Origin of the sequence: Actinomadura alba (genome assembly GCF_014323705.1) — a bacterium.
Lineage (GTDB): Bacteria > Actinomycetota > Actinomycetes > Streptosporangiales > Streptosporangiaceae > Actinomadura_C > Actinomadura_C alba.
The window spans coordinates 227,068-238,447 of sequence record NZ_JABVEC010000011.1 but is presented as its reverse complement, the minus strand read 5'-3'; the positions used below and the strand labels follow the sequence as shown (position 1 = coordinate 238,447).

At 69.2% G+C, this 11,380-nt stretch carries 13 protein-coding genes and 1 pseudogene; 10 read left to right on the top strand and 4 right to left on the bottom strand.

The window, feature by feature from the left end; translation table 11 throughout:
* Positions 1 to 114 precede the first annotated feature (114 nt).
* The 5 genes and pseudogenes from HKK74_RS17145 (at position 115) to HKK74_RS17130 (ending at position 2,707) form a co-directional block, all read left to right on the top strand.
* Positions 115 to 693 (top strand): Uma2 family endonuclease, encoded by a 579-nt coding sequence (locus HKK74_RS17145; protein WP_222722359.1) that lies wholly within the window; start codon positions 115 to 117, stop codon positions 691 to 693.
* A gap of 146 nt (positions 694 to 839) precedes the next feature.
* Positions 840 to 1,190: pseudogene (locus HKK74_RS41905) on the top strand (DUF5959 family protein); the annotation flags it as partial.
* A gap of 45 nt (positions 1,191 to 1,235) precedes the next feature.
* On the top strand, positions 1,236 to 1,577 hold the full coding sequence (locus HKK74_RS17140) for an ArsR/SmtB family transcription factor (RefSeq protein WP_187244215.1): 342 nt from the start codon (positions 1,236 to 1,238) through the stop codon (positions 1,575 to 1,577).
* Positions 1,578 to 1,580: 3 nt separating this feature from the next.
* Positions 1,581 to 2,087 carry an SRPBCC family protein gene (locus HKK74_RS17135; RefSeq protein WP_187244214.1) on the top strand — a complete coding sequence of 169 codons (507 nt, stop codon included), beginning with the start codon at positions 1,581 to 1,583 and terminating at the stop codon, positions 2,085 to 2,087.
* Positions 2,087 to 2,707, top strand: coding sequence for a dihydrofolate reductase family protein (locus HKK74_RS17130; protein ID WP_187244213.1), 621 nt, complete (start codon positions 2,087 to 2,089; stop codon positions 2,705 to 2,707). Before HKK74_RS17135 ends, HKK74_RS17130 begins: the two co-directional genes overlap by 1 nt.
* 173 nt (positions 2,708 to 2,880) lie before the next feature.
* Here the strand turns inward: HKK74_RS17130 and HKK74_RS17125 are convergent, their stop codons facing one another.
* Positions 2,881 to 3,471, bottom strand: coding sequence for a TetR/AcrR family transcriptional regulator (locus tag HKK74_RS17125; protein WP_187244212.1), 591 nt, complete (start codon positions 3,469 to 3,471; stop codon positions 2,881 to 2,883).
* A 69-nt stretch (positions 3,472 to 3,540) separates the two neighbouring features.
* Here HKK74_RS17125 and HKK74_RS17120 point away from each other — a divergent pair, with 69 nt between their 5' ends.
* Positions 3,541 to 4,389 carry an SDR family oxidoreductase gene (locus HKK74_RS17120; protein WP_187244211.1) on the top strand — a complete coding sequence of 283 codons (849 nt, stop codon included), beginning with the start codon at positions 3,541 to 3,543 and terminating at the stop codon, positions 4,387 to 4,389.
* Positions 4,390 to 4,468: 79 nt separating this feature from the next.
* On the opposite strand, the gene HKK74_RS17115 is transcribed toward HKK74_RS17120, so the two are convergent.
* Together HKK74_RS17115 and HKK74_RS17110 are read right to left on the bottom strand one after the other, a co-directional pair.
* Positions 4,469 to 4,663, bottom strand: a complete 195-nt coding sequence (locus tag HKK74_RS17115; protein ID WP_187244210.1) for a DUF397 domain-containing protein — start codon at positions 4,661 to 4,663, stop codon at positions 4,469 to 4,471.
* Positions 4,660 to 5,433 (bottom strand): helix-turn-helix domain-containing protein, encoded by a 774-nt coding sequence (locus HKK74_RS17110; RefSeq protein WP_222722358.1) that lies wholly within the window; start codon positions 5,431 to 5,433, stop codon positions 4,660 to 4,662. Before HKK74_RS17110 ends, HKK74_RS17115 begins: the two co-directional genes overlap by 4 nt.
* 163 nt (positions 5,434 to 5,596) lie before the next feature.
* Between HKK74_RS17110 and HKK74_RS17105 the strand changes: the two genes are divergently transcribed.
* A complete protein-coding gene (locus HKK74_RS17105; protein WP_187244208.1) occupies positions 5,597 to 6,010 on the top strand; it encodes an ATP-binding protein in 414 nt (137 codons plus the stop codon).
* Between the two features lie 141 nt (positions 6,011 to 6,151).
* Here HKK74_RS17105 and HKK74_RS17100 read toward each other — a convergent pair whose 3' ends face one another.
* On the bottom strand, positions 6,152 to 7,741 hold the full coding sequence (locus HKK74_RS17100) for a serine/threonine-protein kinase (protein ID WP_312881553.1): 1,590 nt from the start codon (positions 7,739 to 7,741) through the stop codon (positions 6,152 to 6,154).
* A 127-nt stretch (positions 7,742 to 7,868) separates the two neighbouring features.
* Between HKK74_RS17100 and HKK74_RS17095 the strand changes: the two genes are divergently transcribed.
* The 3 genes from HKK74_RS17095 (at position 7,869) to HKK74_RS17085 (ending at position 11,351) form a co-directional block, all read left to right on the top strand.
* Positions 7,869 to 8,762 (top strand): 4-(cytidine 5'-diphospho)-2-C-methyl-D-erythritol kinase, encoded by an 894-nt coding sequence (locus HKK74_RS17095; protein WP_312881556.1) that lies wholly within the window; start codon positions 7,869 to 7,871, stop codon positions 8,760 to 8,762.
* A gap of 121 nt (positions 8,763 to 8,883) precedes the next feature.
* Entirely contained in the window at positions 8,884 to 9,468 is a 585-nt protein-coding gene (locus tag HKK74_RS17090; protein WP_187244205.1) for a hypothetical protein, read from the top strand.
* A gap of 65 nt (positions 9,469 to 9,533) precedes the next feature.
* Positions 9,534 to 11,351 (top strand): ABC-F family ATP-binding cassette domain-containing protein, encoded by a 1,818-nt coding sequence (locus HKK74_RS17085; protein ID WP_187244204.1) that lies wholly within the window; start codon positions 9,534 to 9,536, stop codon positions 11,349 to 11,351.
* Positions 11,352 to 11,380: the final 29 nt, after the last annotated feature.

Here is an 11,380-nt window from a genome sequence, read left to right as displayed (position 1 = left end):
CGGCGCCGCGCGTACAACTGCATGATCACGGCAGGTGCGGTCGGATCTCACCGGCGCAGGTGTTCGCGGGCAGACCGTTCTCTATGCTGGTGCCAAGCGAGGAAGGGGGGCGGCATGACGGCGATGGCCCACGAGCCATATCCATCGCAGGACGTCCTTCTTGAGGGCTTTCTGGCACTGCGGACCCCCGAAGGTTTCAGGGCCGAGCTGATCGATGGCGAGATCATCGTGTCGCCGCCCCCCGGAGGACACCACGAGCGTGCCATCAGCCGGATCGTCCGCCAGGTGATGCGCAACTCACCGGCGGAGATGGACTTCTCCGGCAACCGGGGACTGGTCCTGCCGAGTGGCGGCCGATGCCCGAAGAACCATGTGATCCCTGATGGCGTCTTCGCGCCCGCAGAGCTGGACCTGTTCGCCGATGAGGCGGCCTACATGCGACCGGGCGGCCTTGCGCTCGTCGTAGAGGTGACGTCGTCGCGCCCGGACAACGACCGTGAGGCCAAGCGCCACTGCTACGCGCGCGGCGCCATCCCCCTCTACCTCCTGGTGGACCGGGAAAGGGAGACCGTGACCCTGTTCTGCGAGCCGGTAGGCGATGACTACACCGAGAGCCACGCAGGGGTCTTCGGCAAGGCGATCGAACTGCCCGCCCCGTTCTCCTTCACCCTGGACACGGAGGACCTGGCCTGATTCCGATCATGAGCCGTTGAGGACAGCGATGGCACCGGCCGACGGGGGCGAGCGAAGACTCCCGGGTCGCCGTACCGAAGGAGAGCCGTGGCCGGCATCGCTCCGATGGATCTTGTCGTTCTTGCCGACGACAAGGGAACAGCGTTCGCATCGAGGTCCTTGGCCGGGTACCGGCCTGGCCGCAGCGGATCGCGGCCGAGATCGTTGTTGGGACACCGTTCGTGAGTGGTCGTACCGACCTGATCCTGTCCGACTCGAAGCTGCGTGTCTGGGCCGACGCACTGGACAGGCTCGACGCGGGCGAGGACATCGCGTGGATGGCGATGTCCCGAGGCCCTTCTGTCTTCATCCGGCTCACCGGTGATCGAGACTGCCCGGTGCGTGCTGCTCACCCATCGCCCTCCCTGCCCGCCGCCGTCGCGCGTGCCGTCTCCGGGATACGCGTTTCCGCAGCCGCTGACAAGGGTCACGATCGTCATCTGACAAGACCCGCCTGATTCCTCCGGCTTGACGCATGCCGATATCGGCATATGATGGTGCCCATGGCACGAGCAGCGACGACGTCGGACGTCTTCAACGCGATCGCCGAGCCGCAGCGCCGGGAGATCCTGGTACTGCTGCGGGCGGGTGAGCGGCCGGTGACCGAGTTGGCCCAGGAGCTGGGGATGACCCAGCCGGGGGCGTCCAAACACCTGCGGGTGCTCCGGGAGGTCGGGCTGGTGCGGGACCGCAAGGCAGGCAAGCAGCGCCTGTACGGCCTTGACGCCCGCGGGCTGCGACCGGTCCACGAGTGGACCGGCGGGTTCGAGCAGTTCTGGAACGAGAGTTTCGACCGGCTGGACGCGTACGTGCAGGACCTCAAGCAGACACAGCAGGAGGAATGACCGATGGCAGGGGCAAGGCAAGAAACGCGGGCGGAGCCGGCGATGGCCGACCGGGAGATCGTGATCTCCCGGGTCATCGACGCCCCGCGGGAGCTGGTGTTCGAGGCGTTCACCGAGGTGCGGCACCTGTCGCGGTGGTGGGGGCCGGAGGGGTTCACCACCACCACGCGGTCCTTCGAGTTCCGCGAGGGCGGGGAGTGGGACTTCGTGTTGCACGGACCGGACGGGACGGACTACCAGGAGTGGATTTCCTGGACCGAGATCGCCCCGCCGGAGCGGATCGCGCTGCTGCACGGTGAGTACCGCGGCGACCCGAACGCCTTCGAGTCGGTCCTCACGTTCGCGCCCGACGGCGCGGCGACCCGGATCGAGATGCGCACGGTGTTCCCCACCAAGGAGCTGCGCGACGAGGCGGTCGAGAAGTACCACGCGATCGAGGGCGGCCGGCAGACCCTGAGCAACCTGGCTGCCTACGTCACCGAGACCGTACGGAAGGGAATTGAGGACTGATGGCCGGAAAGGTGTTCTTCAGCGTGTCGATGTCGCTGGACGGGTTCATCGCGCCCGAGTCCCTCGGGGACTTGATGGGGCAGCAGTGGATGGAACTGCAGGCGTGGATCCTCCCGCAGCGGTTCTTCCGGGAGAACCTGAAGCTCGGCGAGGGCGGCGAGGAAGGGCGCGACAACGACATCGCGCGGGAGACGTTCGAGCGCACCGGCGCGAGCGTGATGGGCAAGCGCATGTTCGACGCCGGCGAGCAGATGTGGCCGGAGGAGGCGCCGTTCCACACGCCGGTCTTCGTCGTGACGCACGAGAAGCGTGACCCCTGGGAGCGGCCGGGTGGGACCACGTTCCACTTCGTCAACGACGGCATCGAGACCGCGCTCGACCAGGCCCGCCAGGCCGCCGGCGACCGAGACGTCCGCATCGCGGGCGGCGGCGCAACGATCCTGGAGTACGTGAACGCCGGCCTGATCGACGAGTTCACGATCGCGCTCTCACCCGTGCTGTTCGGCTCCGGAATCCGCCTGTTCGAGGGCGTGGACGCGGGCCGCGTGGCCCTGGAGCCGGTCCGCGCGGAGCCGACGCAGCGGGTGACCCACCTGACCTACGCAGTCCGGGAGCGGTAACTGTCTCGACCTCAGCGCTCCCCCGCCGAGGTCAGCAGCGCGGTGAGATCCTCGACGCTCTGAGCGTCAGGAAGGGCGAGCGCGCGGCCGCGATCTCGGCTGCGCGCTCCTCTGGGAGGGATCTCACGGCGTTGTCGTGGAACCTCCTCGCTACCTGCAGTCGAACGGTCACATCACGGTCGCAGGCCATCGAAGATGAAGGACATCAAATGGTCGGCGTGGGCGGCGTCGGGTAGTTGGCCGCGCAGCCAGGCCGCTGCGCTGATGAGCGCGAACACGTCGTCGGCGGTCGCGTCCGGGCGGATGGCGCCGGCGGCTCGGGCCCGTTCGACCAATGTCTCACCGGCCGCGGACATTCGTTTGCAGGCCGCGTGGAGTTCGGACGTCTCGTCGTCGAGGCTGCCGAGGAGTTGGTCTGCCAGTCCGCTGTACGTCGCGGCGTGTTCGGCGACGGTGCGCATCCACCGGGCGAGCGCCTCAGCAGGTGGGACGGCGGGGGCGGCCAGGAGTTCGTCGCCGAGGGCGAAAACGGCGTCCTGCTTGTCGCGCAGCAGTGCGACCAGCAGGGCGAGGCGGTTGGGGAAGTGAGCGTAGAGGGTACCGATGGCGACCCCGGCTTGGCGGGCGATCTGTTCCAGCGAGGCCTCCGTGCCCTGTTCCCGCAGGACGGTATCGGCCTCAGCGAGCAGCCGTTCGTGGTTTCGCCGCGCGTCCGCGCGTTTCCGGCGTGATGGAACCGGCGTCTGGTGCGATGTCTCCGACATAACTTGAGGGGCCCTCACCTATGGTGCTAGCTTTTCTTGAGGACTTCTCATCTTACGTGGAGCGGACACATGATCTTGGTGACAGGAGCGACCGGCACCATAGGCCGGCACCTGGTACGAGCGTTCGCTGATGCCGGCACGCCCTTCCGGGCGCTGGTGCGGGACGAGGCGAAGGGCAAAGAACTGGGCTGTGACTTCGTTGTGGGGGACTTCGACCAGCCCGCATCGATAGCGGCCGCGCTGGACGGTGTTGATCGACTTCTGCTCAACAGCGGCGGTGCGCTTCCCGTGGCAGGCCGGCAGCCGATGGTCCAGCAGCAGTTCGCCGTCATTGACGCGGCCCGGGCCGCCGAGGTGTCCCGGGTGGTGAAGGTGTCGGCGTGGCGGCCCGCCCCGGACGCGAAGCTGTCGGTGCGCGCACACTGGGAGATCGAGCAGTACCTCAAGGAGTCCGGCCTGGAGTGGTCGATACTGCAGCCAACCGGCTACATGCAGAACTTCTTCACCGGCGAGGGCGGCTTCGCCCGGAGCGGCACCCTGGCGGGCCCGTACGGCGAGGGCAGGGTCGCGTACATCGATGCCTACGACATCGCCGCCTGCGCCGCCGTGCTGCTGACGGGATCACGGGGCGCCGGCATGACCTACGCGCTCACCGGCGCGGAGGCGCTGATGCACGAGGAGATCGCCACCAAGCTCGGCGTCCCCTTCCGTGACCTGCCGCCCGAGGAAGCCGCCAGGGATCTCCGGGCGCGAGGCCTGCCCGGCTGGTTCGTAGAAGATCTTCTATGGCTCTACGCGGACATGGCGTCCGGTGGGCTGTCCGAGGTGACGATGGCGGTAGGGGACCTGACCGGGCGTGCGCCGCGCACGTTCGACGAGTTTCTGGCGGCGAACGAAGCGTTCACCTCGATGTCTTGACGATGCGACCTCGTAAGACCGTCTCTCTCAGTTCTGGCCGACGGTCCTGGAGGAAGGGTGCCGGACGGTGGACGACGCGTCAGAGGTCCAGGTCGTTGTTCTTGATCTTCTGAACGAGTGCGGTGAACGCGTCAGGGCTGACGGTCAGGTGACCGGTGGTGGGTGACTTGCTGTCCCGTACGCCCATCGAATGGGGGAGGCGGGCCACCTCGACGCATTGGCCGGAGGTGCCACCCTCGGAACGGCTGCTCTTGCGCCAGATCGGGGACGTCATGTCATGGCCTCCATGAGGTGCGCGATCAGACTCCGGGAGGACTCCCGGGAAAGGGCATCTGCCCCGATTCGGTCATATCCTACTCCGAAGCTTTGGGCCTCCGAGAGGCCAAGGATCAGCCTTCCGCCGCCCGGAGCCGAGACGAACGCCACGTCCTTCTCCCGCACTCTGATGATTTTGAAGGGGCCGTCGAGACCCTCGTTCGCGCCCGCCGAGTTGGGGACCACTCGCAATATCACGTTCGGGCGCTTGGAGGCTTCTACAAGCAGCTCCAGTTGCTTGCGCATGACCTCGGGACCGCCGACGTCGACTGCGAACACGGTCTCGGCCAGCAGTACCCAGAGATCGGGCGGGTCGGACCTCTGCAGGATGGCCTGCCGGGCCATGCGCCTTTCCAGGGCGCCTTCCACATCGGGATTACGACCGGCCACGAGCAGGGCGCGGGCGTACTCGGGGGTCTGGAGCAGGCTGGGTATGAGCTGGCCGTCGTAGGTCTTGATCAAAGACGCGCTGGCCTCGTAATCCTCGTACTGCTTCAGCCAGTCGGGATCGTGGCCCAATTTGGCATAAGTCACTAGTCGCAGGAAATGTCCGCCGGTCTCCCAGTGGCGATCCAGCGCCTGGGCCTGGCTCTCATCCAGCTTGAGCTCCCCGGATTCCAGCCGGGAAACAGTGGATCGGACGCAGTTCAGTATCCGGCCTGCCTCGGTGCCTGTCATGCCGTGCTTCTGTCGGTGGAACCGCAGGTCGTAGGCGATCCAGGCCCACATCGACGACATGGGGTCAGGTGCTGGTCGAACGTACATCTCGAGCCTCCGATGTTCCCTTGTGTTGCGGATGTTCCTGAGGAACAGCGACACATTAGCCACGGCCGGTCACCATCGCCATTGGAAACGAGAAATGGATCGGAGATCGGCCGGGGAGTCACTCGAAATGGATACATCAGTAATCAATGCGACATCGCCCTACAAGATGGATGCCACCTTCAAACTCCGCGCCGAGCCGGCCAGCGTCAGAACGGCCCGCGAGCTGACCGATGTCGTGCTCATGAGCTGGGCCCTCCGCTACCTGGTGGACCCGGCCAAGCTCATCGTTTCGGAGCTGTTCACCAACGCGGCGCGGGCGGCCCCGGGTGAGGACCTGTATCTCCTGCTGGACAACGAGGTGCGCACCGTACGCCTCGGTGTCTGGGACTCCAGTCCGGCCATGCCGGTCATCGAAGGACACGACCTGGAAGACGAGTCCGGCAGAGGGCTCCACATCGTCGCGGCCCTGGCCGATGGCCATGGGGTCGCGCCGGTGAGCAATCCACGAGGCAAGGTCGTCTGGGCGAGGTTGACGATATGAGGGCCTTCTCGCTCCGGGTCAGCGGCTCCGGCCGGTTCAGGCGCTCCCGTACCCCCCGGGGCGTCTCCTGGGTCTGACCGCCGGGGAACCGGACCGCGGCGGCACGGCGACCCCCTGGGGCCGCCGCCCCGCCCGGTGACGTCAGGACAGCGGTACGCTCACGCCTCTGCTGAGTTGGGCGTCGTGGAGTTCCACCGACTCGGGCTCGGAGGTCGTGGACACGTCGAAGACCAGAACCCCGGTGAACTTCTCCTGGGGAGCGAGCGGAGTGTCGGGGGCCTCGGTGAGCCGCTTATTGGCGCCCACGCGCATGAGCTTCACGGCCTCGACCTCGCTGCCGCTGTTCTCGATGAGCTTCTGATTGCCCGGCGACAGCGTCCGCTGCTTGGTACCGGTGTTCTCCACGGTCACCCGCACCTGGCACAGCCGGCCTCTGGTGGCCGTGACGCCCCGGATGGCCGCATTCTTGCCGCATGTCACCGGGTTGCGCACGACGAAGCTGAACTGGCCGTCCACGGACTCCTGGCCGAGGGTGCCCTCGGTCGGCCGCTGGTTGCGGAGGGTCGCCACCGCGATGATGACCAGGCCCATCAGGATGACGAGGACGACCAGGCACCCGATGGGCCATCTGCGGTGCGAACGCCGCCGTGCCGCGTACGGCGGCTGCATCACCGGCGGCGGCACCGGCGCCCGCTGAGGCGGCGGCAGCGGGGCAGGAGGCGGCGTGTAATGACGCGGTGGCGGCATCTGCATCCGGACGCCGCGGGGTGGTGACGGCGGCACCCACGGCGGCGGGATCAGGTCCGGCGGCAGTGCCTCGGCCACCCATGTGCGATTCAGCTCTTGGTCCGCCACCGCCTGCGCGTCCTGGCCGGTCGCCACCTCCTCGGCACCGCCGACGAGGGAGAGGAGCAGTTGCTGCGCGGTGGGCCGCCGCTCGGGCTCGGGATCGAGCGCGCTCCGGACGACGCCGACCAGTTCCTCCGACAGACCGTCGAGATCGGGCTTGTTGGCCTGCGCCCGGGCCGCCATGGTCACGAGCGTGCCGGTGCCGTACGGATGCCGTCCGGTGGCGGCGAAGGCGACCAGCGTTCCCCACGCGAAGATGTCGACCGCGGTGGTCGTCTCGCCGCGCATGACCTGCTCGGGAGCCATCCAGCCGGGGCTGCCGACCACGAAACCGGTCTGGGTGTGCTGGGCGGCGGCGTCGGTCGCCCGCGCGATGCCGAAGTCGATGACCCGGGGGCCGGACACCGACAACATGACGTTGGACGGCTTGAGGTCCCGGTGCACGAGTTCGACGGAGTGGATCGCGGTGAGCGCGGCCGCGACCCCGACCGCGACTCCGTGGAGGGTCCCCGGGGGCAGCGCACCCTGGTTCGCGATGTACTCGTCCAGCGGCTTGCCGTCGACGTACTCCGTGACGAGGTAGGGGCTGCCGCCCTGTTCGCCGTGGTCGAGGACCTGGGCCGTGCAGAACGAGGCCACCCGCTGCGCGTTGGTCACCTCGTCCTGGAACCGGGCGCGGAACGTCCGGTCCGCCGCGAGCTCCGGGCGGATCACCTTGACGGCGACGAACCGGTTGTCGGCACCCCGGCCCAGGTAGACGGCGCCCATGCCGCCCTCACCCAGCCTGCCGACCAACTCGTACGCGCCGATCGCCGTCGGATCACCGGGTTTCAGTGGTTCGGCCCCGCTGGGCAGTCTCGCCTGCCCCTTCTGCTCCTGCACCGGGCAAGCCCCTCCATGCTGTCAATGTAGGGAAACCGTACCTAAATCAGACGTCCGGTCGGGTGCCGATGGTGCCCCCGGATCTTCGCCGGCCGGGGGTCCCCTACGATCTCGAAGTGTGACAGCCGTGAGCGTGCGCGTGCCCGCGAAGGTCAATCTCCAGCTCAGCGTGGGTCCGCTCCGCGATGACGGTTACCACGACCTGGTGAGCGTTTTCCATGCCGTTTCGCTCTTCGACGAGCTGTCCGCCGAGCCGAACGAGGAGCTGGCCGTACGGGTCGAAGGCGCGTCGGCCGAGGAGGTCCCGGCCGACGGCGACAACCTCGCGGCCAGGGCCGCCCGGCTGCTCGCCGAGCGGATCGGCGTCCACCCCGGCGTGCTGCTGCGGATCCGCAAGGCCATCCCGGTGGCCGGTGGAATGGCGGGCGGCAGTGCCGACGCGGCCGCCGCGCTGGTCGCGTGCGACCGCCTGTGGAACGCGGGACTCGAACCGGGCGAGCTCGCCGAGCTCGGCGCCGCCATCGGCAGTGACGTGCCGTTCGCGCTTCTCGGCGCGACCGCGGTGGGCCTCGGCCGGGGCGAGCGGCTGAGTCCCGTACCGGTGAAGGGCCGGTTCCACTGGGTCTTCGCCCTCGCCGAAGGCGGCCTGTCCACGCCCGCCGTCTACGCGGAGTGCGACCGGCTCCGCGCGGCCCACGGCGAGTGGATCGGCGCGCCCCAGGTGTCCGAGCGGCTGACGACCGCTCTGGCGAACGGAGACGCCAAGGAACTGGGCTCGGCGCTCGCCAACGACCTGCAGCCGGCCGCCATCATGCTGCGCCCCTCGCTGCGGCGCACCCTCACCGCCAGCCGGGACCTCGGCGCGCTCGGCGCGCTCGTGTCCGGTTCCGGTCCGACCTGCGCGTTCCTCGCGGAGTCGGATGCGCACGCGCTCGACCTCGCGGCCGCCCTGTCGGACGCGGGCGTCGCCCGGTCGATAGCGCGCGCGTACGGGCCGGTGCCGGGAGCGACGGTGCTGTGACGACCCGGTCGGCCGAAACCGCCGGGGCCCTCGACAGACCCGGTGCCGTCGCGATGAGGTAGGAGAGGCGGTGGCCCCCGGCGCCTCCCCGCGGTCGCGATCGTTCATGGAAAGGACGTCCATGAGTCCGTTCATGTTGTTGCTGGTCATCATCGCCTTGGGCATCGTGGTGGGCGTGGTGACGGCGTTGATCGTCGTCACCAGGTCCGGCGCAAAGCAGGGCGGAACGCAGGCTCAGATTCCGCCCGGCGGCCCGCAATGGGGGTACGGCCAGCAGCAGGGGTACGGGCCGCCGCCGGGGTACGGACCTCAGCAGGGGTACGGCGGGCAGCAGGGGTACGGCGCGCAGCAGGGATACGGAGATCAGCAGGGATACGGAGATCAGCAGGGATACCCGCCCGCGTCGGGTCACCCGGGCCAGCCGGGCCACGGCGGTCCGCAGGGATTCCCTCCGCCGTACGGCCATGACCCCGGGCCCGGCGCGCCGTCCCATCAACCCGGCCCGTACGGCCAGGAGGGCTGGAACCCCCAACCCGGCGGGCACGGTACCGCCTCGCATCCGGGCGGCGCGGGCCACGACGCGGGATCCGGCCACGGGGGTGCCCCGGGATACTCGGGGTCGGGTGGCGACTCCGGCTCCTCGTCGCCCGCCTCGGGTGGTGACTCGGGCTCGTCCGGCTCATCGGGCTCGTCGAGCTCCGACTAACGGAACCGGGGCCCGCGGTCCGGCGCTCCGCATCACCGTGCGGAGCCACTAGCCTTGTCGGTGTCGTGAACCTCATCAATCTCGAGACCGTCAGCAAGGCCTATGGCCCCAGCCCCCTGCTCGATGCCGTGTCACTCGGTGTCGAGGAGGGCGACCGGATCGGCGTCGTGGGCCGCAACGGCGGCGGCAAGAGCACCCTCGTGTCCATCCTCGCCAAGCTCGTCGATCCCGACGACGGGCGGGTGACCCATTCCCGCGACCTGCGCCTCGGCTATCTCAGCCAGCGGGACGAGTTCTCCAACGGGCACACCGTGCGCGCCATCGTCCTCGGCGACCGGCCCGAACACGAGTGGGCGGGCGACACGAGTACCCGCGAGATCCTCACCGGGCTGCTGCACGGCATCGACCTCGACTCCGAAACCGCCGGGATGTCCGGCGGTGAGCGGCGCCGGGTGGCGCTGGCCAGGCTGCTGGTGCCCGAGAGGGACGTGCTCGTGCTCGACGAGCCCACCAACCACCTCGACATCGAGGCGATCGTGTGGCTGGCCGGGCATCTCAAGACCCGGCGTTCCGGTGTGGTGGTCGTGACCCACGACCGGTGGTTCCTCGACGAGGTCACCGATCGCACGTGGGAGGTCGTCGACGGGCAGGTCGAGCGCTACGAGGGCGGCTACTCGGCCTACGTGCTGGCCAAGGCCGAACGCTCCCGCATTGCCGCGTCCGCCGAGGAGAAGCGGCAGAACCTGCTGCGCAAGGAGCTCGCCTGGCTGCGCCGGGGGCCGCAGGCGCGCACCTCCAAGCCGCGCTTCCGGGTCGAGGCGGCCCAGGCGCTGATCGCCGATGTGCCGCCGCTGCGCGACAAGGTCGAGCTCACCCGGTTCGCCACCGCCCGGCTCGGCAAGACCGTGTACGACGTCGAGGACGTGACCGTCGAGCTCGGCTCCCGCGAGATCTTCCAGCGGATGACGTGGCGGCTCGGGCCGGGCGACCGGGTCGGGATCGTCGGCGTCAACGGCAGCGGCAAGACCACGCTGCTGCGGCTGCTCGACGGCACGGTCCGCCCCGGGCACGGCAAGGTCGTCCGCGGCAAGACCGTGCAGCTCGCTCACCTGTCCCAGGAGGTCGCCGAACTCGACCCCACGCGCCGGGTGCTGGAGGTCGTCGAGGAGATCAAGCGGCGGATCACCGTGGGCAAGCGGGACTTCACCGCGGGACAGCTGCTGGAACGGCTCGGCTTCCGCGGCGACGCCCAGTGGACACCGGTCGGTGATCTTTCCGGTGGCGAGCGCCGCCGCCTGCAGATGCTGCGGCTGCTCATGGCCGAGCCCAACGTGCTGCTGCTCGACGAACCGACCAACGACCTCGACATCGAGACGCTCACCGAGCTGGAGGACCTGCTCGACGGCTGGCCCGGCACGTTGATCGTGGTCAGTCACGACCGGTACTTCCTGGAGCGGATCACCGATCACGTGGTCGCGCTGCTGGGCGACGGCACACTGCGGATGCTGCCGGGCGGCGTGGACGAATATCTCGAACGCCGTCGCTCCAGCGGTCCCGCGCAGGGGGCCGCCGTGCGCGCCCAGGCCGGCCCGGCCGCCGCGGGCGGTGCACCCGGCGGCGCGGCGAACTCCTCGAGCGGCGGAACCGGCGGCGGGGCCCGAGGGGGCGGCCAGGACTGGAAGGCCCGCAAGGAGCTCGACCGGCTGGAGCGCAGGCTCGACAAGCTCGTCCGGCGCGAGCGTGAACTCCACGAGGAGCTCGCCGAGCACGCCACGGACTACGAGAAGCTGCTGAAGCTCAACGCGGAGCTGAAGTCCGTGCAGGCCGAACGCGAGGAGACCGAGGAGCAGTGGCTGCTCCTCGCCGCCGACCTCGACGCCTAGGGGTGGTGGCCGATGAGCCCTCGCGCGGC